Origin of the sequence: Pseudomonas sp. PvP089, assembly GCF_017875165.1 — a bacterium.
GTDB lineage: Bacteria > Pseudomonadota > Gammaproteobacteria > Pseudomonadales > Pseudomonadaceae > Aquipseudomonas > Aquipseudomonas fortuita.
This window is the reverse complement of sequence record NZ_JAGGME010000001.1, coordinates 1,323,412-1,347,102: the sequence shown is the minus strand read 5'-3', so window position 1 is coordinate 1,347,102 and position 23,691 is coordinate 1,323,412. Positions and strand designations below refer to the sequence as shown.

At 62.0% G+C, this 23,691-nt stretch carries 22 protein-coding genes; 9 read left to right on the top strand and 13 right to left on the bottom strand.

The window, feature by feature from the left end:
• Positions 1-40 precede the first annotated feature (40 nt).
• The 8 genes from era to rpoE all read right to left on the bottom strand — a co-directional run bounded on the left by era (position 41) and on the right by rpoE (position 8,428).
• Complete coding sequence (era, locus tag J3A71_RS06170; protein ID WP_003252061.1) at positions 41-943, bottom strand: GTPase Era; 903 nt, start codon at positions 941-943, stop codon at positions 41-43.
• A complete protein-coding gene (gene rnc, locus J3A71_RS06165) occupies positions 936-1,625 on the bottom strand; it encodes a ribonuclease III (RefSeq protein WP_016488825.1) in 690 nt (229 codons plus the stop codon). The genes era and rnc overlap by 8 nt, the downstream gene beginning before the upstream one ends.
• A gap of 161 nt (positions 1,626-1,786) precedes the next feature.
• On the bottom strand, positions 1,787-2,641 hold the full coding sequence (gene lepB / locus J3A71_RS06160) for a signal peptidase I (RefSeq protein ID WP_016488826.1): 855 nt from the start codon (positions 2,639-2,641) through the stop codon (positions 1,787-1,789).
• 5 nt (positions 2,642-2,646) lie between these two features.
• Positions 2,647-4,446: a translation elongation factor 4 gene (gene lepA / locus J3A71_RS06155; protein ID WP_024717450.1), complete on the bottom strand. Its 1,800-nt coding sequence runs from the start codon at positions 4,444-4,446 to the stop codon at positions 2,647-2,649.
• Positions 4,447-4,628: 182 nt separating this feature from the next.
• The gene (locus tag J3A71_RS06150; RefSeq protein ID WP_023047121.1) at positions 4,629-6,068 is read right to left on the bottom strand and encodes a DegQ family serine endoprotease; all 1,440 of its coding nucleotides are present in this window, start codon (positions 6,066-6,068) and stop codon (positions 4,629-4,631) included.
• Positions 6,069-6,244: 176 nt separating this feature from the next.
• Positions 6,245-7,210 carry a MucB/RseB C-terminal domain-containing protein gene (locus J3A71_RS06145; protein WP_016488829.1) on the bottom strand — a complete coding sequence of 322 codons (966 nt, stop codon included), beginning with the start codon at positions 7,208-7,210 and terminating at the stop codon, positions 6,245-6,247.
• 8 nt (positions 7,211-7,218) lie between these two features.
• Positions 7,219-7,815 (bottom strand): RseA family anti-sigma factor, encoded by a 597-nt coding sequence (locus J3A71_RS06140; RefSeq protein WP_016488830.1) that lies wholly within the window; start codon positions 7,813-7,815, stop codon positions 7,219-7,221.
• A 31-nt stretch (positions 7,816-7,846) separates the two neighbouring features.
• On the bottom strand, positions 7,847-8,428 hold the full coding sequence (gene rpoE / locus J3A71_RS06135; protein WP_003252049.1) for an RNA polymerase sigma factor RpoE: 582 nt from the start codon (positions 8,426-8,428) through the stop codon (positions 7,847-7,849).
• 445 nt (positions 8,429-8,873) lie between these two features.
• Between rpoE and nadB the strand changes: the two genes are divergently transcribed.
• Entirely contained in the window at positions 8,874-10,478 is a 1,605-nt protein-coding gene (gene nadB, locus J3A71_RS06130) for an L-aspartate oxidase (RefSeq protein ID WP_023047119.1), read from the top strand.
• 102 nt (positions 10,479-10,580) lie between these two features.
• Here the strand turns inward: nadB and J3A71_RS06125 are convergent, their stop codons facing one another.
• Both J3A71_RS06125 and J3A71_RS06120 read right to left on the bottom strand, forming a co-directional pair.
• The gene (locus tag J3A71_RS06125; RefSeq protein WP_016488832.1) at positions 10,581-11,039 is read right to left on the bottom strand and encodes a protein YgfX; all 459 of its coding nucleotides are present in this window, start codon (positions 11,037-11,039) and stop codon (positions 10,581-10,583) included.
• Positions 11,023-11,277 carry a succinate dehydrogenase assembly factor 2 gene (locus J3A71_RS06120; RefSeq protein WP_016498168.1) on the bottom strand — a complete coding sequence of 85 codons (255 nt, stop codon included), beginning with the start codon at positions 11,275-11,277 and terminating at the stop codon, positions 11,023-11,025. Before J3A71_RS06120 ends, J3A71_RS06125 begins: the two co-directional genes overlap by 17 nt.
• A 134-nt stretch (positions 11,278-11,411) precedes the next feature.
• Between J3A71_RS06120 and J3A71_RS06115 the strand changes: the two genes are divergently transcribed.
• Together J3A71_RS06115 and J3A71_RS06110 are read left to right on the top strand one after the other, a co-directional pair.
• A complete protein-coding gene (locus tag J3A71_RS06115) occupies positions 11,412-12,353 on the top strand; it encodes a folate-binding protein YgfZ (RefSeq protein WP_096426701.1) in 942 nt (313 codons plus the stop codon).
• 55 nt (positions 12,354-12,408) lie between these two features.
• Positions 12,409-13,215 carry an HDOD domain-containing protein gene (locus J3A71_RS06110; protein ID WP_016488835.1) on the top strand — a complete coding sequence of 269 codons (807 nt, stop codon included), beginning with the start codon at positions 12,409-12,411 and terminating at the stop codon, positions 13,213-13,215.
• A 125-nt stretch (positions 13,216-13,340) separates the two neighbouring features.
• On the opposite strand, the gene J3A71_RS06105 is transcribed toward J3A71_RS06110, so the two are convergent.
• Both J3A71_RS06105 and J3A71_RS06100 read right to left on the bottom strand, forming a co-directional pair.
• Entirely contained in the window at positions 13,341-14,720 is a 1,380-nt protein-coding gene (locus J3A71_RS06105; RefSeq protein ID WP_096426702.1) for a sensor histidine kinase, read from the bottom strand.
• Positions 14,713-15,384, bottom strand: coding sequence for a response regulator (locus J3A71_RS06100; RefSeq protein ID WP_016488837.1), 672 nt, complete (start codon positions 15,382-15,384; stop codon positions 14,713-14,715). The genes J3A71_RS06105 and J3A71_RS06100 overlap by 8 nt, the downstream gene beginning before the upstream one ends.
• A 200-nt stretch (positions 15,385-15,584) precedes the next feature.
• On the opposite strand from J3A71_RS06100, the gene J3A71_RS06095 reads away from it, so the two are divergent.
• The 6 genes from J3A71_RS06095 to J3A71_RS06070 all read left to right on the top strand — a co-directional run bounded on the left by J3A71_RS06095 (position 15,585) and on the right by J3A71_RS06070 (position 22,900).
• Positions 15,585-16,874 (top strand): OprD family porin, encoded by a 1,290-nt coding sequence (locus tag J3A71_RS06095; RefSeq protein WP_016488838.1) that lies wholly within the window; start codon positions 15,585-15,587, stop codon positions 16,872-16,874.
• A gap of 46 nt (positions 16,875-16,920) precedes the next feature.
• Positions 16,921-17,901 (top strand): tripartite tricarboxylate transporter substrate binding protein, encoded by a 981-nt coding sequence (locus J3A71_RS06090; RefSeq protein WP_016488839.1) that lies wholly within the window; start codon positions 16,921-16,923, stop codon positions 17,899-17,901.
• Positions 17,902-18,100: 199 nt separating this feature from the next.
• Positions 18,101-18,559 (top strand): tripartite tricarboxylate transporter TctB family protein, encoded by a 459-nt coding sequence (locus tag J3A71_RS06085; protein ID WP_016488840.1) that lies wholly within the window; start codon positions 18,101-18,103, stop codon positions 18,557-18,559.
• Positions 18,560-18,562: 3 nt separating this feature from the next.
• Positions 18,563-20,077 carry a tripartite tricarboxylate transporter permease gene (locus J3A71_RS06080; RefSeq protein WP_016488841.1) on the top strand — a complete coding sequence of 505 codons (1,515 nt, stop codon included), beginning with the start codon at positions 18,563-18,565 and terminating at the stop codon, positions 20,075-20,077.
• Positions 20,070-21,095 carry an AbrB family transcriptional regulator gene (locus tag J3A71_RS06075; RefSeq protein ID WP_016488842.1) on the top strand — a complete coding sequence of 342 codons (1,026 nt, stop codon included), beginning with the start codon at positions 20,070-20,072 and terminating at the stop codon, positions 21,093-21,095. The genes J3A71_RS06080 and J3A71_RS06075 overlap by 8 nt, the downstream gene beginning before the upstream one ends.
• A 122-nt stretch (positions 21,096-21,217) precedes the next feature.
• The gene (locus tag J3A71_RS06070; protein WP_016488843.1) at positions 21,218-22,900 is read left to right on the top strand and encodes a bifunctional metallophosphatase/5'-nucleotidase; all 1,683 of its coding nucleotides are present in this window, start codon (positions 21,218-21,220) and stop codon (positions 22,898-22,900) included.
• A 25-nt stretch (positions 22,901-22,925) separates the two neighbouring features.
• Here J3A71_RS06070 and ung read toward each other — a convergent pair whose 3' ends face one another.
• Positions 22,926-23,618: a uracil-DNA glycosylase gene (ung, locus tag J3A71_RS06065; protein ID WP_016488844.1), complete on the bottom strand. Its 693-nt coding sequence runs from the start codon at positions 23,616-23,618 to the stop codon at positions 22,926-22,928.
• Positions 23,619-23,691 lie beyond the last annotated feature (73 nt).

Below are 23,691 nucleotides of genomic sequence, written 5' to 3'. Positions count from 1 at the left end.
TCGCGACGCAAGGCCGCTCCCACAAGGGCCGCCTTGAGCCTTAGAGGTCGCCGTAGCCCAGCGAGCGCAGGGCGCGCTCGTCGTCAGACCAGCCGCCTTTCACCTTGACCCACAGGTTGAGCATGACCTTGGAGTCGAACAGCACTTCCATGTCCTTGCGCGCCTCAGAACCGATACGCTTGATACGCTCGCCCTTGTCGCCAATGATGATTTTCTTCTGGCCGTCGCGCTCAACCAGAATCAACGCGTGAATGTGCAGCACATGGCCCTGCTGCTTGAACTCCTCGATCTCCACCGTGATCTGGTACGGCAACTCCGCACCCAGCTGGCGCATGATCTTCTCGCGCACCAGCTCGGCGGCCAGGAAGCGGCTGCTACGGTCGGTAATCTGGTCTTCGGGGAAGAAGTGATCGTTCTCGGGCAGGTGCTTGGCGATCTGTGCTTCCAGCGCTTCGAGGTTGTGCCCCTGCTGCGCAGAAATCGGCATGACTTCGGCGTTTGGCAGTTGCTCCTGCAGCCACTGCAGGTGCGGGATCAACTCGGCCTTCTCTTCCATGCGGTCGGTCTTGTTGACTGCGATGATCAGCGGGCCGGTCACGTACTGCACGCGCTCCAGCACCAGTTGGTCTTCGTCGGTCCACTTGGTACGGTCGACCACGAAGATCACCACGTCAACGTCCTTGAGGGCCGCCGAGGCGTTGCGGTTCATGTAGCGGTTCAAGGCTTTGTCGTTGGCCTTGTGCATACCGGGGGTGTCAACGTAGATCGCCTGCACATCACCTTCGGTCTTGATACCGAGCATGTTGTGGCGGGTGGTCTGCGGCTTGCGCGAAGTGATCGCCAGCTTCTGCCCCAGGATGTGGTTGAGCAAGGTCGACTTGCCCACGTTGGGGCGGCCGACAATGGCCACGTAGCCGCAGCGAGTCGGGTTGCTATCAGTCATTGCCATTCTCCACGCCCAGGGCGATCAGTGCGGACGCGGCAGCGACTTGCTCGGCAATACGCCGGCTAACGCCCTGACCACGGCTCTTGTTGTTCAGCAGCACGACTTCGCATTCGACGAAGAAGGTACGGCAGTGCGGTTCACCCTGGATATCCACGACTTCGTATCGCGGCAGCTCACAGCTGCGTGATTGCAGGAATTCTTGCAGCCGGGTTTTCGGGTCTTTGTTGGTGTCGACCAGGGTCAGGCCTTCGAACTCGTCGGCCAGCCAGGCCAGTACACGTTCGCGGGCCGTGTCCATGTCAGCGTCCAGGTAAATGGCACCGATCAGTGCCTCCAGGGCGTCGGCCAGGATCGATTCGCGACGGAACCCGCCACTCTTGAGCTCACCCGACCCCAGGCGCAGGTATTCGCCCAGGTCGAAACCACGGGCCAGGCGGGCCAGGGTCTCGCCCTTGACCAAGCGCGCGCGCAGCCGCGACAGCTGACCTTCGCGTGCCTGAGGGAAGCGCTCGAACAGCGCTTCGCCGGCGACGAAGTTGAGAATGGCGTCACCGAGAAACTCCAGGCGCTCGTTATTGCGCCCGGCATAGCTGCGATGGGTCAGCGCCAGAAGCATCTGGTCCTGATTCTTGAAGGTATAACCGAGCTTTCGCTCCAGATGGGCAAGGGAAGCACTCATGCAACCACCCGTTTGTTGTTCAACGCGTTGTTCAAATCAACATCCTGAAAGACTGTTTGGCTGTGGCCCGCCGCCGTTTGCGACGAATCTCCCGATCCCTGAGAACACAGCCTATGTCAGAAATGCATTCGGCGCTGTCTGCTGGACAGCGCCGAAGGGTATCAATGGATCAGGCCGACCCGCGACAGGTTGGGCAGGTGGCTGAGCTTGGGCTCTGGCCAGCTCATCCACACCGCGAAGGCCTTGCCGACGATGTTCCGGTCCGGAACCATGCCGTGCAGTTCCTTGGGGATGTTCGGGTCATCCCAGTAACGGCTGTCGTTGGAGTTGTCGCGGTTGTCGCCCATCATGAAGTAATGGCCTGCCGGCACGGTCCACTGCTGGTCCGGCGGCATGCGATAACGGCTCATTTCCTTGCGGATCAGGTGTTCGGCCGCGCCGAGTTTTTCCTTGTACAGCTCGGCGCTGCCCAAGGTGCCCGGTTCGGTACCCACCAGTTGTTCGGCAATCGGCTGGCCGTTGACGAACAACCGCTTGTCGTTGGTGTAGCGGATCTGGTCGCCCGGCAGGCCGACCACTCGCTTGATGTAGTTGACGTTCGGGTCGCTCGGATAGCGGAACACCATTACATCACCGCGTTGCGGGTCACCTACCTCGATGACCTTCTTGTCGATCACCGGCAGGCGAATGCCGTACGAGAACTTGTTCACCAGGATGAAGTCGCCCACTTCCAGGGTCGGTTTCATCGACCCCGAAGGAATCTGGAACGGCTCGACCAGGAATGAACGCAGCACCAGCACGATGAACAGCACCGGAAAGAACGATTTGCCGTACTCGACCAGCAACGGCTCCTTGTTCAGGCGCTCGACAACGGCCATCTCGGGCTGGCTGACGCTGCCCTGATAGTTGGCGATTGCCGCACGCCGGCGCGGGGCCAGGAACAGCAGGTCGATCAAGCCCAGCAGACCGCAGACGAAGACGGCGATGACTAGCAACAGCGGGAAATTTAGCGACATAGGACCTAGCTATCCAACCTGAGCACGGCGAGGAAGGCTTCCTGTGGAATTTCCACGTTGCCGACCTGTTTCATGCGTTTCTTACCGGCCTTCTGCTTCTCCAGCAGTTTCTTCTTACGGCTGACGTCACCACCGTAGCACTTGGCCAGTACGTTCTTTCTGAGCGCCTTGACGGTTGTCCGCGCGATGATCTGGCCGCCAATGGCTGCCTGAATCGCCACATCGAACATCTGCCGAGGGATCAGTTCCTTCATCTTCTCGGTCAACGCACGGCCTTTGTAGGCCGCGTTGTCGCGGTGCACGATCAATGCCAGGGCATCGACCTTGTCGCCATTGATCAGTACGTCCAGTTTGACCAGGTTGGCCGACTGGTAGCGATCAAAATGATAATCCAGCGAAGCATAGCCGCGGCTGGTGGACTTGAGACGGTCGAAGAAGTCCAGGACCACTTCGTTCATCGGCATGTCGTAACGCACCTGCACCTGGCTGCCGAGGAACTGCATGTCGCGCTGCACGCCACGCTTCTCGATGCACAGGGTGATGACGTTACCCAGGTGCTCCTGCGGCACCAGAATGGTCGCGGTGACGATCGGCTCGCGGAAGTCGGTCACTGACGAGACGTCCGGCAGCTTTGACGGGTTATCGACGATGATGGTTTCACCGGTCTTGAGCTCGAGCTCATAGATCACGCTCGGTGCTGTGGTGATCAGGTCCAGGTCGTATTCGCGCTCAAGGCGCTCCTGGATGATCTCCATGTGCAGCATGCCGAGGAAACCGCAACGGAAGCCGAAGCCCAGGGCGTCGGAGCTTTCCGGCATGTACTGCAGCGACGAGTCGTTGAGGGTGAGCTTCTGCAATGCGTCGCGGAAGTCTTCGAAGTCGTCAGAGCTGACCGGGAACAGGCCGGCGTAAACCTGCGGCTGGATTTTCTTGAAGCCCGCCAGCACTTCGACCTCGGGGGTCGAGGACAAGGTCAGGGTGTCACCCACCGGCGCACCGTGAATGTCTTTGATGCTGGCGATGATGAAGCCTACTTCGCCGGCTTTCAGATCAGCGGTCTGGGTGTGTTTTGGAGTGAACACCCCCACGCTGTCGACCAGGTGCACCTTGCCGGTGGACTTGACCAGAATCTTGTCGCCTTTCTTGACGCGGCCCTGGCGCACCCGCACCAGCGAGACCACGCCCAGGTAGTTGTCGAACCAGGAGTCGATGATCAACGCCTGCAAAGGTGCGTCGATCTCGCCTTCGGGCGCGGGGATGGTGTGCACCAGGCGCTCGAGAACCTCGTCCACGCCCATGCCGCTCTTGGCGCTGCAAGCCACGGCGTCGGTGGCGTCGATGCCGATGATCTTCTCGATCTCGTCCTTGACGCGGTCCGGGTCGGCCTGGGGCAGGTCCATCTTGTTCAGCACTGGCATGACTTCCAGGCCCTGCTCGATGGCGGTGTAGCAGTTGGCCACGGACTGGGCTTCAACACCCTGGCCGGCGTCAACCACCAGCAGTGCGCCTTCACAGGCTGCCAGCGAGCGCGAGACTTCGTAGGTGAAGTCGACGTGGCCGGGGGTGTCGATGAAGTTCAGCTGGTAGGTCTTGCCGTCTTGCGCCTTGTAGTGAAGCGTCACGCTGTGGGCTTTGATGGTAATCCCGCGTTCGCGCTCCAGGTCCATGGAATCAAGCACCTGGGCTTCCATTTCGCGTGCCGACAGGCCACCGCACATCTGGATGAAACGGTCGGCCAGCGTCGACTTGCCATGGTCGATGTGGGCGATGATGGAGAAATTGCGGATATGACTCAAATCACTCACGGGTCAACACTCGAAAAGGCTGCGAGCCGGGACGCCCGCCGAAAAATAGCCGGGAATTGTACCTCAAGCAGCAGGGATATGGGAGATTCCTCTATCGGGCTGTGCAGCGCTTTGGCGTCTGCAATTGTGAATTTTCATGAAAAAGGGCAGCCGTAGCTGCCCTTTCCTGCCTACAAATCCGCTTATTCTGCGAGCTTGAAGGTGATGAAGCTGGCACGCCCCTGACGCAGCACGCGCATGGACACCGAGCGGTTCTTCGGCAGTTCCTTGGCGATTTCGGTGAATTCCTTGGCCGAACCGATGGCCTGGTTGTTCAGGTGGCTGATGACGTCACCCGGGCGCAGGCCGATCATCGCTGCAGGGCCATCCTGCACTTCCTTGATAACCACGCCGCCCTTGAGTTCGAGGGACTTTTTCTGCTCGGCGGTCAGGTCAGCCACCGATACGCCCAAGCGGTTGCTGCTGCGCTCGGCGCTGCCTTCGGCGCCGGCACCGGTACCGATGTCGGCATCGTCATCCGGCATGGCGCCCACACCGACGTCCAGAGTCTGGCGCTTGCCGTTGCGGATGATCTCCAGCTTGGCCTTTTCACCGTCCTTGAGGCTACCGACCAGGTGCGGCAAGTCGGCCGACATGACGATCGGCTGGCCGTTCATGCTCAGGATCACGTCACCCACCTGCAGGCCACCTTTGGCTGCCGGGCCGTTTTCCAGCACTTGGGCCACCAGCGCACCCGCTGGTTTATCCAGGCCGAAGGATTCAGCCAGGTCCTTGTTGACCTCTTGAATCACCACACCCAGCCAGCCGCGGCTGACCTTGCCATCTTTCTTCAGCTGATTGGACACATCGAGCGCCACATCGATCGGGATGGCGAACGACAGGCCCATGAAGCCGCCAGAACGGGTGAAGATCTGCGAGTTGATACCCACCACTTCGCCCTTCATGTTGAACAGCGGGCCGCCCGAGTTACCCGGGTTGATGGCGACGTCGGTCTGGATGAACGGGACGTAGGTCTCATTAGGCAGCGTACGGCCCTTGGCACTGACGATACCTTTGGTCACCGAATGGTCGAAGCCGAACGGCGAACCAATGGCCAGCACCCACTCGCCCACCTTGAGCTTCTCGGAATCACCCAGCTTCACGATCGGCAGGTTCTTGCCTTCGACTTTCAGCAGGGCCACGTCGGTGCGCGGGTCGGTGCCGACCAGCTTGGCCTGCAGCTCGCTGCGGTCCGACAGGCGGACGATGATTTCGTCGGCGTCGGCCACCACGTGGTTGTTGGTCAGCACGTAACCATCGCTGGAAATGATGAAGCCCGAACCCAGCGATTGCGCCTCGCGCTGGCGGTCGCCACGCGGCGAACGCGGCTGCTGCGGCATGTTGCGCTCAAAGAACTCGCGGAACATCGGCGGCAGGCCTTCCAGGTCCGGCATCTGCCCCGCGGCGATACGACGATCTGGCAGCTTCTGCTTGGTACTGATGTTGACCACGGCGGGCGAGGCCTGCTCGACCAGCGTGGTGAAGTCCGGCAAGGCTTCCTCGGCCTGGGCGGTGAGCACCTGGCCGAGCATGAGCACAGCGGCGAACATCGATAGGTAGGATTTCAAGCGTGGTGTAGACATACGGCTCCCGTCACAACGAGCGGTAGTTTAGAAAGGCCCCTGCACAATGCAGGAAAGGCCAGGCTCCTAGAAGCCTGACCTATAGAAAATTTGCCAGTAGATTGCAAATGACAATGCTTTAATTTCATTTCAGGCGCATATCCGTTCGCCTTGGCATGGCCCTCAAAAGCGCGCCATTACTGGCGCGCCTGGGCATCCTGGGGCCGCATCGACAACGCGACGCGTTCTGCCGTACCCAGCGGAATTTCGCCAACTACGGTGACCATCACCTTGCCTTTGGGGGTGTTAAGCCGTCGCGAAACCGCCGAGGTCGGGCCAAGCTGGGTACGCACATCGGTCCCGGTATCGTCCTTCACGGGTTCAAGGAACACCGAGAAGCGCGCCAACCCATCGTCGTACATCAGGCTACTGACCGTGCTGTCATGTTTGGGATCACGCCGTACCGAGCTGTTGACAAGCTCGAACCCTGGCGGGAGCCAGTCCGAGCGCCAGCCAGCGACGCTGTCGTTGCTGACAGAGGCAACACGCTGCACCGGCTTGCATGAAGCACTGGGGCGCAGGTCATCGTCGACAGGCGGTTCGTCGGTATCGAGGCGCGTCATCTGGAAGCGCTCCAGCAACTGCCCTTTGTCGTTGAGCATCAACGAACGCAGTGGCAGGCCTGTGGCGCGGTCCAGATGCAATTCGAAGGCATAGCGGTGCTGGTCGCGAGGAGTGAGGGTCAAGATCACGGCATCGCGCCCGGCCACCCGTGACTTGCCTGCAACGCTCAAATCGTACCAGCCCATCAGTTTCAGCGGATCAAGCACACGCTGCGCAGCGTCCGTAGGGGCGGTCACTCCGCTGACCAAGGCCCCACTGACACACTGCACCTTGCCATCCACGCGCAGTATTTCCTGGGCGGCGCCATCAAGCTGTAGCAACCGCTCGCTGACTTTGCCGTCCTGGACCCTGTGCCAGATATCGTGGGAAGAGAAGCTACCGTTGCGTTCGTAGACGAACGAGCCCTGGTAACTTTGCTTTTTCTCGGCCAGTGCCAGCTTGTTCAGCCACTCGTTCGCCTCGGGCGATGAGTTGGCTGCCAATGCCGGCACCGTCATGCAGCTGCCAATCAGCAGCGACAGAAGAGGTAGCGCGCGCATGATCCTCCTTATTTAGCGGGGTTTTCCATGCTGGCGGCACGGGCATACGGCAGGGCAGTTTCAGTACCCTTGAGCGCGGACTCCTGTGCATGCTGGCGCAGATAGCCCGGCAGACGCTGATCCCAGCCGGCCTGGTTTTGCAGCACGCCGTTAGCCATCGGCCCGGTCGGTTGCTCACTGCTTTCACTATAGCCTGCCAAAACAGCAGGGCCCTGAGTTTGTGGCATGCTCAGGCCTTGTTGCGCAGGCTGCTGCGCAGCCAGCTCGGCGCCGGTGATTTCATCCTGGTTGTACATCCGCACGCCTGCCAGCACCGCAACGGTGACCGAGGCGGCAACCGCCAGACGAGCGACGCTGCGCCATGGCCCCTTGTTGACCTTGGCCGGTACGGCTTCGTCAGCCAGCGCCGCAGACACCGCCGAGGCGATATCCAGGTTGGGCAGCAGCAGCTCCTTGTGCATGGCTGCACGGGCTACCTGGTAACGCGACCAGGTGGCACGGGTTTCAGCATCGTCTACGGCGCTCAGCACCCGACGCAGTTCCAGTTCGTCCGCTTCGTTATCCATTACCGCGGACAGCGATTCCTGCAAAGCTTCACGACTCATGGCGGTTCCTCTCTTGGCTGTCGCCGCTGTCTCAGGTTTCCTGCAACAACGGCTGCAGGGCTTTGTCTATGGCCTCCCGAGCGCGGAAGATTCGAGAGCGCACGGTACCCACCGGACATTGCATGACACTGGCAATGTCTTCGTAACTCAGCCCGTCAAACTCGCGCAGGGTCAATGCCGTACGCAGGTCTTCGGGCAGTTGCTGGATGGTGCGATGGACAGTGCCTTCGATTTCATCCCGCAACAACGAGCGCTCTGGGGACTCGAGATCCTTGAGGCCATGATCGCCGTCGTAAAACTCCGCATCCTCAGAGCTCACATCACTGTCTGGTGGCCGTCTTCCACGGGACACCAGGTAGTTCTTCGCCGTGTTGATGGCGATGCGGTACAGCCAGGTATAAAACGCACTGTCACCGCGGAAATTGCCAAGCGCACGATAGGCCTTGATAAAGGCTTCCTGTGCGACATCCTGGGCCTCGTGGGTATCGTGAACGAACCGCACGATCAACCCGAGAATCTTGTGCTGATACTTCAGCACCAACAGATCGAAAGCTCGCCTGTCACCACGCTGAACGCGCTCGACAAGCTGCTGATCCTCTTCCTGGGTTAGCATGAACACTCCTCAGTGAACTCGAAGGAGCGTTGCAACAGCCATCGATCAGGCTTGCAACCATAGACTCGGGCTTTTCGCAAAAGTTCTCCCCTCCAAGCAAGTTTCCTGCAGCCCTTGGTCGGCTTGCACGGAAGACGCGGCGCGGGCACGGCCGGCTACGTCGATAATCAGGTTTCGAATACGCAGGGACAACCCGAACAGGTCTTGCCGCCCCGCGTCGCCTCGACAAATTGTGACGTGCGGGCAACCTTCATAGGATTTCCGGCCATGTCGGAAAGTTCCCACAAAGGTTGCCGCGCGCCTCGGTAAGTGGCCAAGTGGCATGGAAATTGGCCACCTCGGGCTGCTATAAAGGCAACCTGGCCAAGTTTAACGATAGTTTCACAATGCCATCTGCGCGTGACTATTGTGCCGCGCCCCCTCTAAAGATTACTAGTGTCCCGACATGAGCCAACAATTCCAACATGATGTCCTGGTGATCGGCAGCGGTGCCGCCGGTCTCAGCCTGGCACTGAACCTCCCCAGCCACCTGCGTGTTGCCGTCCTCAGTAAGGGCGACCTGGCCAACGGCTCGACCTTCTGGGCCCAGGGCGGGGTCGCGGCAGTACTAGACAACACCGATACCGTGCAGTCGCATGTCGAGGACACCCTCAATGCCGGCGGCGGTCTGTGCCATGAAGAGGCGGTGCGTTTCACCGTCGAACACAGCCGCGAAGCGATCCAGTGGCTGATCGAGCAAGGTGTGCCCTTTACCCGCGACGAGCACTCCAGCGTTGACGATGGAGGCTTCGAATTCCACCTCACCCGCGAGGGCGGCCATAGCCATCGGCGTATCATCCACGCCGCCGACGCCACTGGCGCAGCCATTTTCACCACGCTGCTGGAACAGGCCCGCCGGCGCCCGAACATCCAGTTGCTGGAGCAGCGCGTGGCGGTCGACCTGATCACCGAACGTCGCCTGGGCCTGCCGGGCGAGCGCTGCCTGGGCGCCTACGTGCTCGACCGCAACACCGGTGAGGTGGACACCTTCGGCGCGCGCTTCACCGTACTGGCCACCGGCGGTGCAGCAAAGGTCTACCTGTACACCAGCAACCCCGATGGCGCCTGTGGTGATGGCATCGCCATGGCCTGGCGTGCGGGCTGCCGGGTGGCGAACCTGGAATTCAACCAGTTTCATCCGACCTGCCTGTATCACCCACAGGCCAAAAGCTTCCTGATTACCGAAGCCCTGCGCGGTGAAGGTGCGCTGCTGCGCCTGCCCAATGGCGAGCGCTTCATGCCACGCTTCGACCCGCGCGAAGAGCTTGCCCCGCGCGACATTGTGGCCCGCGCCATCGACCACGAGATGAAACGCCTGGGCGTGGACTGCGTGTACCTGGACATTACCCACAAGCCGGCCGATTTCATCATGGGCCACTTCCCCACCGTGTACGAACGCTGCTTGGCCTTTGGCATCGATATCACCCGCCAGCCGATCCCGGTCGTACCGGCGGCGCACTACACCTGCGGCGGGGTGATGGTCGACGACCGCGGTCACACAGACGTGCCAGGGTTGTACGCCATCGGCGAAACCAGCTTCACCGGCCTGCACGGCGCCAACCGTATGGCCAGCAACTCGCTGCTGGAATGCTTTGTCTATGGCCGCGCCGCCGCTGCCGACATCCAGGCGCACCTTGAACACGTGACAATGCCCAAGGCCCTGCCAGGGTGGGATGCCAGCCAGGTCACCGACTCGGACGAGGATGTGATCATCGCGCACAACTGGGATGAGCTGCGGCGGTTCATGTGGGACTACGTGGGTATTGTGCGCACCAGCAAGCGCCTGCAGCGGGCCCAACACCGCATTCGCCTGCTGCTGGACGAAATCGACGAGTTCTACAGCAACTACAAGGTCAGCCGCGACCTGATCGAACTGCGCAACCTGGCGCAGGTGGCCGAACTGATGATTCTGTCAGCCATGCAGCGCAAGGAAAGCCGTGGGTTGCATTACACACTGGATTACCCGGGGATGCTGGACGAGGCCAAGGACACCATCCTCAGCCCACTCTGAAATGTGCAGCGTGTGTGAGATCGAGCGCCGCCCGCGCGGCGCATCGCGAGCTGCGCTCGGTCTCCCGGGCTCTGAACCTGCCACGGCGAACACCTCTCGGCCCTACCCCACCGCTGTCGTTGCCCAGCGCCGTCGGCTGAACTTCAGCCGCACCCGCAGGCGCCGATGCTCATCCCCCCCCAGCGCATCCTGCGGTATGCACTGGCTCTGCCCCATCCATCGCCCCGCCCGCTCAAAGCGCAACACCACCAGCCGCGGCAACGCCACGCTGTCCCGGCATAACCGCACCGGTTGCCAGCCACGGGCACGGCAGAACACCTGCCAGCCGCGCACATCACGGCGCAGCCCAACAACGGCATGCTCATGGGTTAACAGGATTCGTCGGGGAATGGCCCAGCCAGCGTGGGCGATACAGGCGGCGACAACAGAAAAAGAAAGCCAATCAGGCAACGGGCTCGCCCACACGGCAAGCCACGCCAGCACCTGGCAACCCAGGTAGGCCGCTAGCAGCAGGCGCGAGCCTTGCCAGCGGCACTCGAAGCACTCACTTGGGCTGGACACGGTCCAGGATGATGCGGACCATGCGTTGCAGCTCCGGGTCTTCGGACTCGGTGCGCTCCATGAACCAGCCGAACATGTCCTGGTCCTCGCAGCTCAACAGACGCACGTACAGTTCGCGATCGGTCTCGTTGAGGGTGGAGTAGACTTCCTGGGTGAAAGGCACCAGCAGTACGTCCAGTTCCAGCATGCCGCGGCGGCTATGCCAGAAAAGCCGGTTGAGTTCAGTTTGTTCGACCATGGGGCCCTCCTCGAATGGCCCGCCAGTATACAGGCAGGCGAGCATGGCGACACCGGGCGTTGGTCTAGTCACCTACCTATTTTGTTACCGGCGTTCTATGATGGCCGCCAGTCTTTAAGCCACCGCGATGACCCATGGCCGATTCCGCTTTCTTCTGCCCCCTGTCCCACGAGGGCATCCTCGCCGTCCGCGGCTCCGATGCAGGCAAGTTCCTGCAAGGCCAGCTGACCTGCAACATCACCTACCTCAGCCAGGAACATTCCAGCCTCGGCGCCCGCTGCATGGTCAAGGGGCGCATGCAGTCGAGCTTTCGCATCTTGCCCGAAGGCAACGGTTACCTGCTGGCCATGGCCAGCGAACTGATAGAGGCGCAACTGGCCGACCTGAAAAAGTACGCTGTGTTCTCCAAGGCCACGCTGACCGACGAAAGCGCCGCCTGGGCACGCTTCGGGCTGCAAGGCGGTGACGCTGCGCTACAGGCGCTTGGGCTCGACGTGCCTGCAAACGCCGGCAGTACCGTGCGCCATGAAGGCCTGATCGCCATTGCCGTGTCCGCAGGACGTGTGGAGTTGTGGGTACCGGCGGACAATGCCGACACGGTACGCCAGGCCCTCGCCAGCGCCCTGCCTGAAGGCAGCCTCAACGAATGGCTGCTAGGCCAGATTCGTGCCGGTATCGGCCAGGTCATGGGACCGACCCGTGAGCTGTTCATCCCGCAGATGATCAACCTGCAGGCCGTCGACGGCGTCAGCTTCAAGAAAGGCTGCTACACCGGTCAGGAAATCGTCGCCCGCATGCAGTACCTGGGCAAGCTCAAGCGCCGCCAGTACCGACTGGCACTGGACCAGCAGGCCATCCCGGCCCCGGGTGCCGCGATCTTCTCGCCCACCCACGGCTCGGCGGTCGGTGAAGTAGTCATTGCCGCCGGCAACGGTGCTGGCTGCGAACTGCTCGCGGTGCTCAGCGCCGACGCGGTGGAAGACGACAACCTGCACCTGGGCAGCCTCGAAGGCCCACGCCTGCAGGTGCTGACCCTGCCTTACGAACTGGACCGCGACCGGGAAATCCAGCGCTGACCAGCCTGCCCCGCCCCCGTGGCGGGGCCGCACCACCACTGCGGTAGACACGTCAATGAACAAGCTGGCCGAGATGGTTCAAGCACAGTTGCTCGATGCCATCGAAAAGGATGACCTGGTCCTGCCAACCCTGCCCGAGGTTGCCTTGAGCATCCGCGAGGCAGCGGAAGACAGCGAGATCAGCGTAGCGGCCCTGAGCAAGGTGATTGGTCGGGATGCGGCCCTTTCAGCGCGCCTGATCAAGGTAGTCAACAGCCCACTGCTGCGTGCGGCGGTCGAGGTGACCGACCTGCATACCGCCATCACGCGACTGGGCATCAACTACAGCTGCAACCTGGCCATTGGTTTGGTGATCGAGCAGATTTTCCATGCACGCTCACCGGCAGTTGAACAGAAGCTTCGCGAGATCTGGACCAACAGCCTGGAAGTGGCAGGCATCAGCTACGAAATTTGTCGCCGCTATACCCAGCTCAAGCCTGAACAGGCCACCTTGGGCGGGCTGGTCAACCAGATCGGTGCGCTGCCAGTGCTGATCTATGCCGAAGAGCACAACGAGCTGTTGTCCGACCCGGTTTGCCTGCATTACGTGATCGAGCAGATCCAGCCGGTACTGGGGGACAAGATTCTCAAGGCCTGGGAGTTTCCGGAGCAGTTGATCAATTTGCCGAGCCAGGTTCAGGACCTGGACCGGCAGACCGACAAGGTCGACTACATCGACATCGTGCAGATCGCCCGCTGTATCAGCCAGCGTGGTCGTCAACGTCCGTTGGCGGCACTGCCCGCGTACCGCCACCTGAGGTTGCCTTTTGGTACCGAGCTGGAAGTGGATGAACTGCTTGAGGCGCGCAGTATGTTGCGCTGAGCTGTGTCAGCCTGGCCGGGCCCTATCGCCGGCAAGCCAGCTCCCACTTCGACTGCCTTGACCTCAAGCCATGCGGTGTTATGTGGGAGCTGGCTTGCCGGCGATGGGCCAGCGGAATCAACACATCAATCGGCGATGAAACTCACTCGTACCCGCAACCCGCCCTTCTCGCCATCATGCAGGCTCACCTGCGCCAGATGCGCCCGGCAGATCTCGCCGACAATCGCCAGGCCAAGCCCGCTACCCTGCGCACTGCGCCGGTAAAACCGCTCGAACACCCGCTCGCGCTCAGCCTCGGGAATACCTGGCCCATCATCCTCTACCTCCAGCACAGCTGGCGCCACCACCCGCAAAATCACATTGCCCCCCGCCGGCGTATGCGCCAGGGCATTGTCCACCAGGTTGCTCAACAGCTCGTTGAGCAGCGTCGGTTCACCCTTGAGCCATACGGGGGCCTCGGCCTCCAGGGCCAGCGCCACCCCGCGCTTGTGCGCCAGGGGCGCCATGGCCATGCCCAGCTCACGGGCCAGCTGGCTCAGGTCCAGGCGCTGCGCACCGCCTTCGGCAATTGCCCGTGCACCGTTCTCGACCCGCGCCAATGACAACAGCTGGTTGGCGAGGTGGGTCAGCTTGTCGGTGCCCTGGACGGCAGATTCCAAGGTCTGCCGCCACTCCTGCGGCTCGGACGAGCGCAACCCCAACTCGACCCGCGCCTTCAGGGCTGCCAGCGGCGTACGCAGTTCATGGGCGGCGTCGGCGATGAACTGCGCCTGGCGCTCGAACTGGCCGCGCAAGCGCTCGGTAAAGTGGTTCAAGGCTCGCACCAACGGGCTCAGCTCGCGCTGCACCTGCACCACCGGCAAGGCCCGCAAATCATCCGGTTGGCGCTCCTCCACCGCCGTGCGCAGGCGCTCCAGCGGCCGCAACGCCGCGCTCACGGCAAACCACACCATCACCAGCGCGCCCAGCGCCAGCATGCCCAAACGCAGCAGGGTATCGGCCATCAGCCCACGGGCCATGCGCACCCGCGCTTCCTCGGTTTCGGCTACGCGGATCTCCGCCATGCCGTTCATGTTGGGCTCGCTCACTGCCTTCAGCAGGCTGACCACCCGTACATCCTGGCCAAGGTAGGTGGCGTTGTAGAACCGTGCCAGGGCCGGGTAGTCATCGGTGCGTGGGGTGCCTGGCGGCGGCGGCGGCAGGTTCTCATAGCCCGAAATCAGCCGCTGCTTGATGTCCAGTACCTGGTAGTAGATACGCCCGGCACTGTCGTAGGCGAAGGTGTCCAGCGCCACGTAGGGCACATCCGCGCTCAGCGAACCGTCACGCTGCGACAGGCCGGCGGCGATGGTCCGCGCCGAGGCCAGCAGGGTGCGGTCGTAAGCAGTGTCGGCGGCCTCGCGGCCATTCCAGTAAGCGCTCAGGCCGCTGGCCAGCATCAGCACTACCAGCAGCAGCGCCAGATTACCCAGCAAGCGCCCGCGCAGGCTGCCGTTGTCACGCATCGCGGTGCTCTAGCAGGTAGCCCAGGCCGCGGAAGGTGACGATGGCCACCGGGTGGCCGTCGAGCTTCTTGCGCAAGCGGTGGATGTAGATTTCGATGGCGTCGGGGCTGGCCTCTTCGTCCAGGCCAAACACCTGCGCCGCCAACTGCTCCTTGCTCATCACCCGGCCCGGGCGGGCGATCAGCGCTTCCAGCACGCTTTGCTCACGCGAGGTCAGGGTCAGGTTGTCGTCACCGAGGGTGAAGCGCCGGGTATCCAGGTCGTAAACCAGCGGCCCGCAGCGTTGCTGACGCTCGCCACCAAGCACACTGCGGCGCAGCAGGGCCTTGACCCGTGCTTCCAGCTCGGTCAACTCGAACGGTTTGGCCAGGTAGTCGTCGGCGCCAAGGTTAAGGCCATGGACCCGGTCCTTGACGTCACTGCGCGCCGTCAGCATCAGCACCGGCACGGTCTTGCCACGGCCACGCAGGCGCGCCAGCACCTCGAAGCCATCCATGCGCGGCAAGCCGACATCCAGCACAACCACGGCGTACTCCTCACTGGCCAGAGCCAGGTCGGCAGCCACGCCGTCATGCAGCACATCCACGGTCAGGCCGTGGCTTTTCAAGGCCTGGGCCACGCTTTCGGCCAGTTGCAGGTGGTCTTCGACCAGCAGCACACGCATCGGTTTCTCCCTGCTCGGGTGGGGCGGTGGCGCGGAGTGTACCGCTGTCCTCAGGCCTGTGAAGCCCCTTGTAACAAACCTTTCTCACTGAAAGGTTAGCGAAAGGTTCGTTGCCTAGCATCGCACCACGGTCGCTCCTCGCGCCGAAAAAAGCACCAGCAAGGTGCAACAAATAAGAACAATAAACGGAGTCATCGACGATGCTGTCATCGCAGCCGCAGGCGTTCACGCCTACCCGTTCCTTTGCCGCACGCCCCTCAGCCATCGCCAGCGCCCTCGCGCTTGCCGGTGTCGCCCCGATGAGCCAGGCCGCCTTCTTCGAAGACAGCACGGCCACCTTCGAAACCCGCAACATGTACTTCAACCGCGACTTTCGCGACGGTACCAGCGCGCAACAATCCAAGCGCGACGAGTGGGCCCAGGGCTTCATCCTCAATTTTGAGTCCGGCTATACCGATGGCACCGTAGGCTTTGGCCTGGACGCATTGGGCATGCTCGGCGTCAAGCTCGACTCCAGCCCCGACCGCACCGATACCGGCCTGCTGCCGACCCACGATGACGGCAAGGCCGCCGACGAATACTCCAAGCTGGGCCTGACCGGCAAAGTAAAGCTCTCCCAGACCGAGCTGAAAATCGGCACCCTGATCCCTGAACTGCCGACTCTTCAGCCCAACGACGGGCGCATCCTGCCGCAAACCTTCGAAGGCGGCCTGCTCACGTCCAGGGAAATCAAGGGCCTGACCTTCACCGGCGGGCGCCTGGACAAGGCCAAGGACCGCAACGACACCAACTGGGAAGACCTGGCGCTGAACAACAAGAATGGCCGCTTCGGTGGCACTTTCAGCGCCGACAACCTGACCCTGGGCGGCCTGGACTACCAGTTCACCGACCGCATCACTGGCAGCTACCACTTCGCCCAGCTCGACGATATCTACCGCCAGCACTTTATCGGCATGGTCGCCACCCAACCCTGGGGCCCGGGCACCTTCGGTGCCGACCTGCGCCTGGCAGTGAGCGACGATGCTGGCGCCGCCAAGGCCGGCAACATCGACAACACCACCATCAACGGCATGCTCAGCTACGCCCTGGGCGGGCACAAGGTCAGCGCTGCCTGGCAGCAGCTGTCGGGCGACAGCGCCTTCCCGTATGTCGATGGCGCCGACCCGTACCTGGTCAACTTCGTCCAGATCAACGACTTCGCCGGTGCCGACGAGCGTTCCTGGCAGGCGCGTTACGACTACAACTTTGCCGCGCTCGGCGTACCGGGCCTGACCTTCATGACCCGCTACATCAGCGGTGACAATGTCAGCCGCGCGACCGGTGGTGAAGGCAAAGAGTGGGAACGCAACACCGAACTGAAGTACGTGGTACAAAGCGGCCCGTTGAAGAACGTCGCCGTGCGCCTGCGCAACGCCACCTTCCGCTCCAACTTCGCCCGCGACGCGGACGAAGTGAGGCTGTTGGTCAGCTACAGCGTGGCGCTGTGGTAACCCCATAGCGGTAATCCAATAACAACAACGCTCACGGAGATAGACGATGACCTTTTCACTGCGCCGCCTCGTTCTCGCTACCGGCTGCCTGCTGTTGGCCGGCAACGCTCTGGCCGCCGAACCGAAACGCCCTGAATGCATCGCCCCCGCCTCGCCGGGCGGTGGCTTCGACCTGACCTGCAAGCTGGTGCAAAGCGCCCTGGTGCAGGAAAAGATCCTCAGCAAACCCATGCGCGTCACCTACATGCCCGGCGGTGTTGGCGCGGTGGCCTACAACGCCGTGGTCGCCCAACGCCCGGCCGATGCCGGTACCCTGGTGGCCTGGTCGAGCGGCTCACTACTGAACCTGGCCCAAGGCAAGTTCGGCCGCTTCGACGAAAACGCAGTGAAGTGGCTGGCGGCTGTCGGCACCAGCTACGGCGCCATCGCCGTGAAAAGCGACTCGCCCTACAAGACCCTCGATGACCTGGTCGCGGCATTGAAAAAAGACCCGAGCAAGGTGGTGATCGGCTCTGGCGGCACCGTCGGCAGCCAGGACTGGATGCAGACTGCCTTGATCGCCAAGGCTGCCGGCATCAACCCGCGTGACCTGCGCTACGTGGCCCTGGAAGGCGGTGGCGAAATTGCCACGGCGCTGCTGGGCGGTCACATCCAGGTCGGCTCTACCGACATTTCCGACTCCATGCCGCACATTCAGAGCGGCAACATGCGCATCCTTGCAGTGTTTTCGGAAAACCGCCTGGACGAGCCCGAGATGAAAGACATCCCCACCGCCAAGGAGCAAGGCTACGACATCGTCTGGCCGGTAGTGCGCGGCTTCTACCTTGGGCCAAAGGTGAGCGACGAGGACTATGCCTGGTGGAAGGCTTCGTTCGACAAGATGCTGGCTTCGGAAGACTTCGCCAAGCTGCGTGACCAGCGCGAGCTGTTCCCGTTCGCCATGACCGGCGAAGAGCTGGACGGCTACGTGAAGAAGCAAGTGGCCGACTACAAGGCACTGGCCAGGGAATTTGGCCTGATCCAGTAAGCCTGTCGGATTCACCACCACCCCTGTGGGAGCGGCCTTGTGTCGCGATCGGGCGCGAAGCGGCCGCTAAACCTGCCGATGCGATGTGCCCGAAGCATCGTATCGGCTGTGCCAGGGGCCGCTGTGCGGCCCATCGCGACACAAGGCCGCTCCTACAGGACTTGCATCTCACTTGAGCAATCCCAACGAGGATTCCCCAATGATCCTGCAACGCATCTTCGCCCTGGCCCTGCTGGCGGTGTGCGCCGCCCTGGCCGTGATGGCCTGGCCCTACCAGGCGGCGTTTTCCTATGAACCGGTAGGCCCGCGCGCCTACCCACTGCTGATGCTTGGCCTCATGAGCCTGGGCCTGTTGTACCTGGTGTTCCGCCCCACGCCCATCGTGCGCAAGGACGACGAACCGGAACTGGACCGCGAAACCCTGACCAAGATCACCGCCTGCGTAGGCCTGCTGATCGTCTTCGCGGCCACCTTCGAAGCCCTGGGCTTCATCCTCAGCGCCATCCTGGTCGGCCTGCCCATGGCCCGGTTGTATGGCGGCCGCTGGCTGCAGAGCGCCATCGTGGTAGCCGGCATGAGCCTGCTTCTCTACTGGCTGTTCGACCGCGTGATGGACGTGCCCCTGCCCCTTGGCCTGCTCAGCGTACTGGAGAACTGACACATGGATACCTTGAGCTACCTGGGCCAGGGCTTCGGCGTTGCCCTGTCCCCTTACAACCTGGTCACCGCCCTCTCCGGCACCCTGATCGGCACTGTGGTCGGCCTGCTGCCGGGCCTGGGCCCGATCAACGGCGTGGCCCTGCTGATCCCCATCGCCTTCGCCCTGGGCCTGCCGCCAGAGTCGGCGCTGATCCTGCTGGCCGCGGTGTACCTGGGCTGCGAATACGGCGGACGTATCAGCTCGATCCTGCTGAACATCCCGGGCGAAGCCTCGACCGTGATGACCACCCTGGACGGCTACCCGATGGCTCGCCAAGGCCTGGCAGGCGTTGCCCTGTCGCTGTCGGCCTGGAGCTCGTTCATCGGCGCCTTCATCGCCACCTGCGGCATGGTGCTGTTCGCCCCGCTGCTGGCGAAATGGGCCATCGCCTTCGGGCCGGCGGAATACTTCGTACTGATGGTGTTCGCCATTGTCGCCCTGGGCGGCATGGCGGGTGACAAACCGTTGAAAACCTTCATTGCCGCCCTGATCGGCCTGTTCCTGTCGGCCGTCGGCATCGATGCCAACAGCGGCGTTTACCGCTTCACTGGTGACAGCGTGCACCTGGCCGACGGTATCCAGTTCGTGGTGCTGGTGCTGGGCCTGTTCTCCATCAGTGAAATCCTGTTGCTGCTGGAAAAGACCCACCATGGTCACCAGGCGGTAAAAGCGACCGGGCGCATGCTGTTCAACTTCAAGGAAGCGGCTTCGGTATTTGTGGTCAACATCCGTTGCGGCCTGCTCGGTTTCATCATGGGCGTTCTGCCTGGCGCCGGTGCAACGCTGGCGAGCGCCGTGGCCTACATGACCGAGAAACGCCTGGCTGGGGAAAGCGGCAAGTTCGGCAAGGGCGATGCCCGTGGCCTGGCAGCCCCGGAAACCGCCATCGGCGCGTCCTGCTGTGGCGCGCTGGTCCCGATGCTGACCCTGGGGGTACCTGGCTCTGGCACTACCGCAGTGATGATCGGCGCCCTGACCCTGTACAACATCACCCCCGGCCCAATGCTGTTCGAACAGCAGCCGGACATTGTCTGGGGCCTGATCGCTTCGCTGTTCATCGCCAACATCATGCTGGTGATCCTCAACATTCCGATGATCCGCATCTTCACCCGTATCCTCGCCGTGCCGAACTGGGCGCTGGTGCCGGTGATCGCCATCATCACGGCCATCGGCGTATACGCCGTGCATGCCACCACCTTCGACCTGTTCCTGATGGTCGGCATCGGCATCATGGGTTACATCCTGCGCAAGCTGGACTTCCCGCTGTCGCCGATCCTGCTCGGCTTCATCCTGGGCGGGCTGATGGAGCAGAACCTGCGCCGCGCACTGTCGATCTCCAACGGTGAACTGGGCATCCTCTGGTCGAGCCCGATCAGCATGGGCGTATGGGCGCTGGTGGTGTTGATGCTTACCCTGCCGCTGCTGCGCATCTGGCGCAAACGCAGCCTGCAGCGTCGGGCCCTGGCCGATGCCTGATCGACCGTTGCCGCTGTTTGTCGCAACCGGGCTGGTCGGCCTTGCTGGCGGTTACCTCGCCAGCCAGGTCGGCTGGCCTTTGCCATGGATGGTGGGTTCGCTGCTGGCGATCATACTGGTGCGCTGCCTGACACCTTGGCAACTGCCGGAGATTCCCAACGGCCGCAAATGCGGGCAGTGCATCATCGGCATCGGCATTGGCCTGCACTTTACGCCAGCGGTGATCGAACAGGTGGGCAGCCATTTTGCGCTGATCCTCTTCGGCGCCCTGTTCACCACCCTGTCCAGCGTAATCAGCGTGTGGCTGCTACGGCGCACCGGTGAAGACCGCGCCACGGCATTCTTCGCCAGCATGCCTGGAGGCTCGGGTGAGATGGTCAACCTGGGGGCCCGTAACGGTGCAGTGCTCAGCCAAGTGGCGGCGGCGCAGAGCCTGCGGGTACTGGCGGTGGTGCTGTGCGTGCCCGCGCTGTTCAAGTTTCTGCTGGGTGACGGGGTGCCGCTCAATCACGCCGGTAGCGTCAGCTGGGGCTGGCTGGGGGTGATCACTCCGCTCGGCATCGCCGTGGCATTCCTCTGGCAACGGTTGCGCCAACCCAACCCCTGGCTGTTCGGGCCATTACTGGTGGCGGCCACCGTCAGCCTGGCCGCTAACCTGCAGATCGCCCTGCCCAATGGCGCCAGCCAGATCGGCCAGTGGCTGATCGGCAGCGGCCTGGCCTGTCACTTCAACCGCGCATTCTTCCGCCGGGCCCCGTCGTTTCTGGCCCGCACGCTGCTGGCCACGGCACTGTGCATGGCCATTGCCGGCAGTGCCGCGTGGGTGTTGAGTGAGATGACAGCGCTGGACCTTCGTTCGCTTACCCTGGGCATGATGCCTGGAGGTATCGCCGAAATGAGCCTCACGGCCGAAACGTTGCAATTGTCAGTGCCGCTGGTGACGGCGCTGCAGGTGATGCGGTTGATCTTGGTGTTGTTTCTCGCAGAACCGCTTTTCCGCTTGTGGGATAACAGGTAATCGCGCTGCAAGCCCCCTGAAAATAGATAGTTACCACTTGCCCAGTGCCTGGGTGAATAGAGTCGGTTTGCTGCCCTCATCGGCGGCAAACCCACACACTTCCCGGCACTCAAGAGGTAATGATGAAGGTCCGTCTTTCTTGCAACTGTCGCTCGGCCATTGCCTGGGCTTGCCTTGCCTTCAGTGGAGGCAGTCTTGCCGCAGAGTCACCTGCACCCGTCCAGATCAACGTGGTCGCCATCAATGATCTTCATGGTTACATGGAACCCAACCCTCAAGACTACCCCAGCGCGCAGGGTGTTACCCGCCTGACTTATGGCGGCATTGCCACACTCGGCGCCATGCTCGATGAACTGCGAAAGCAAGACCCCGAACTGCTGTTCATTGGGGCGGGCGACCTGATAGGGGGCAGCCCCGCAACTTCAGCGCTCTGGGCTGACGAGCCAGTGCTTGAGGCCCTGAACTCGATGGGCATGATTGTCAGCTCATCCGGGAACCACGAACTGGATGCCGGCAAGGCGGAGTTCCTCCGCCAGATTCACGGAGGATGCGAATCAACGCGCCCGGAAAAGGCGTGCAAGTTCCGCGGCACCTTTCCAGGAAGTGGCTTCCCTTACATAGCCTCCAACCTGATCGATACCACGACGGGCAAACGCTTGCTGCCGGCCTACCATATCCAGGAGGTAAAAGGCGTCAAGATAGCGTTTGTCGGTGCAGTGCCGCGGAACATGGAAAAAGTGGTCTCGGCGAAAGCATTCGCAGGGCTCAAAGCCACGGATGAAGCGCACGCCATCAATGAAGTGATTCCGGAGCTGAAAGCCAAAGGCGTCAATGCAATCATTGCAGTCATGCACCAGGGGGGACATACCTCCGAGCCGTTCGACAAGCAGGATTGCAGCCAGCTGGATGGCGCAATCGTAAACGTGGCGAAACGGCTGGATCCCGCAGTAGATGCCGTGATCAGCGGCCATTCGCATGCCAGCTATCAATGCAAGGTCGGTGACCTGAGCATTACCCAGGCTGGCAAATACGGCCACTTCATGACCCAGTTGAAGTTGGAGGTAACGCCAGGAACCCATAACGTCAAAACCATCACCGCCCGCAATCTTCCGGTAGATCCGCAGGCTTACGTGCCGAATGCCAAGTTGACCAGCTTGCTGGAAGAAGTGCGTCACCGCTCCGGGGAAAAATTGCTCGAACCCATAGGCCGCATCGCCACAGCAGAGCTTAACCGCAAAGTAAATGCCGCCGGTGAAACCACCTTGGGGAACTTCGTCACGGATGCCCAACTGGCCATGACCCAGGCATTTCAGACACAGATTGCCTTCCTCAATCTGGGTGGGTTGCGAAGTGATCTTATACAGCCTGCCAACAGTGACCTGACCTACGAACAGTTATTCGCCGTACAACCGTTCGATAACCCACTGGTGGTTCAGGAGCTGACAGGCAAGCAGATCATTGAACTGCTCAACCTTCAATGGAACAGGGGCAATTTCAATCCACTGCAAGTATCCAAAGGTTTCCATTATGAATGGGATGGATCACGGCCGGCTGGCAGCCGGGTTGTCGAGGAAAGTGTACGTCTCGACGGTAAACGCGTTGAACCATCGACCTATTACCGGGTGGTCAGCAATCTGTTCCTGGCCGATGGTGGCGGTGGTTTGACCACGCTCAAGGAAGGAAGGCAACGTCAGGACGCTGGCATCTCCGACGTGGAGGCCTTGGTTGCGTATGTGCGCCAGAACCATGCGCGGGGTGTTGCAATTGGCCAAAGCGGCGAGCCACGTATCAGCATGACCCCCTGAGCAATCACGTACCCCACTGGGTTTTTCACAACGGGGGCAGTGCCCAGTCAATGGGCACAAGCCCCCGCTGCTCCAGGAAGCTGTTGGCCCGGCTGAAATGCCCACACCCCAGAAACCCGCGGTAAGCGGACAACGGCGACGGATGCACCGACTTCAGCACCAGGTGCTTGGTCCCGTCGATCAGCTTCTGCTTGCTTTGCGCATGCGCCCCCCACAACAGGAACACCACGTTCGGGCACTGCTCGCTGACCACCTGGATCACCCGATCGGTAAACAACTCCCAACCCTTCTTGGCATGCGACGCGGCATTGGCACGCTCCACAGTCATGGTGGTGTTGAGCAGCAGGACGCCCTGCTCGGCCCAGCTCTGCAGGTAGCCGTGGCTGGCGATCGGGATGTTCAGGTCGCGCTGCAATTCCTTGTAGATATTGACCAGCGACGGCGGCGTGGCCACGCCCGGCTGCACCGAGAAACACAGGCCGTGCGCCTGGCCCGGCCCGTGATAGGGGTCCTGGCCGAGTATGACCACCTTCACCTGATCCAGCGGTGTCGAGTTGAGCGCATTGAAGATCAGCGGCCCTGGCGGGTAGATTTCCTTCCCGGCGGCCCGCTCGCTGCGCAGGAACTCGCGCAGTTGATGCATGTAGGGCTGGTCGAATTCAGCGCGCAGTGCGGCTTTCCAGCTGGGTTCGAGTTTGATGCGATCGTCGTCAGTCATGGGGGCGTCCGTAAACAATGGCGCGACACTAGGTAAGCCCATCCCGCTTGTCAAACGATCCGACCGACGACCG

Excerpts from the sequence above, each read along its gene's own strand:
- nadB (WP_023047119.1), top strand. The coding sequence starts at position 8,874 with ATGAGCCAACAATTCCAACATGATGTCCTGGTGATCGGCAGCGGTGCC.
- J3A71_RS06070 (WP_016488843.1), top strand. The coding sequence starts at position 21,218 with ATGAAGGTCCGTCTTTCTTGCAACTGTCGCTCGGCCATTGCCTGGGCT.
- lepB (WP_016488826.1), bottom strand. The coding sequence starts at position 2,641 with ATGTCGCTAAATTTCCCGCTGTTGCTAGTCATCGCCGTCTTCGTCTGC.
- rpoE (WP_003252049.1), bottom strand. The coding sequence starts at position 8,428 with ATGCTAACCCAGGAAGAGGATCAGCAGCTTGTCGAGCGCGTTCAGCGT.
- J3A71_RS06120 (WP_016498168.1), bottom strand. The coding sequence starts at position 11,277 with ATGGTCGAACAAACTGAACTCAACCGGCTTTTCTGGCATAGCCGCCGC.
- J3A71_RS06115 (WP_096426701.1), top strand. The coding sequence starts at position 11,412 with ATGGCCGATTCCGCTTTCTTCTGCCCCCTGTCCCACGAGGGCATCCTC.
- J3A71_RS06140 (WP_016488830.1), bottom strand. The coding sequence starts at position 7,815 with ATGAGTCGTGAAGCTTTGCAGGAATCGCTGTCCGCGGTAATGGATAAC.
- J3A71_RS06145 (WP_016488829.1), bottom strand. The coding sequence starts at position 7,210 with ATGCGCGCGCTACCTCTTCTGTCGCTGCTGATTGGCAGCTGCATGACG.
- J3A71_RS06075 (WP_016488842.1), top strand. The coding sequence starts at position 20,070 with ATGCCTGATCGACCGTTGCCGCTGTTTGTCGCAACCGGGCTGGTCGGC.
- J3A71_RS06150 (WP_023047121.1), bottom strand. The coding sequence starts at position 6,068 with ATGTCTACACCACGCTTGAAATCCTACCTATCGATGTTCGCCGCTGTG.
- J3A71_RS06085 (WP_016488840.1), top strand. The coding sequence starts at position 18,101 with ATGATCCTGCAACGCATCTTCGCCCTGGCCCTGCTGGCGGTGTGCGCC.
- J3A71_RS06095 (WP_016488838.1), top strand. The coding sequence starts at position 15,585 with ATGCTGTCATCGCAGCCGCAGGCGTTCACGCCTACCCGTTCCTTTGCC.
- ung (WP_016488844.1), bottom strand. The coding sequence starts at position 23,618 with ATGACTGACGACGATCGCATCAAACTCGAACCCAGCTGGAAAGCCGCA.
- J3A71_RS06080 (WP_016488841.1), top strand. The coding sequence starts at position 18,563 with ATGGATACCTTGAGCTACCTGGGCCAGGGCTTCGGCGTTGCCCTGTCC.
- era (WP_003252061.1), bottom strand. The coding sequence starts at position 943 with ATGACTGATAGCAACCCGACTCGCTGCGGCTACGTGGCCATTGTCGGC.
- rnc (WP_016488825.1), bottom strand. The coding sequence starts at position 1,625 with ATGAGTGCTTCCCTTGCCCATCTGGAGCGAAAGCTCGGTTATACCTTC.
- J3A71_RS06110 (WP_016488835.1), top strand. The coding sequence starts at position 12,409 with ATGAACAAGCTGGCCGAGATGGTTCAAGCACAGTTGCTCGATGCCATC.
- J3A71_RS06100 (WP_016488837.1), bottom strand. The coding sequence starts at position 15,384 with ATGCGTGTGCTGCTGGTCGAAGACCACCTGCAACTGGCCGAAAGCGTG.
- J3A71_RS06090 (WP_016488839.1), top strand. The coding sequence starts at position 16,921 with ATGACCTTTTCACTGCGCCGCCTCGTTCTCGCTACCGGCTGCCTGCTG.
- J3A71_RS06105 (WP_096426702.1), bottom strand. The coding sequence starts at position 14,720 with ATGCGTGACAACGGCAGCCTGCGCGGGCGCTTGCTGGGTAATCTGGCG.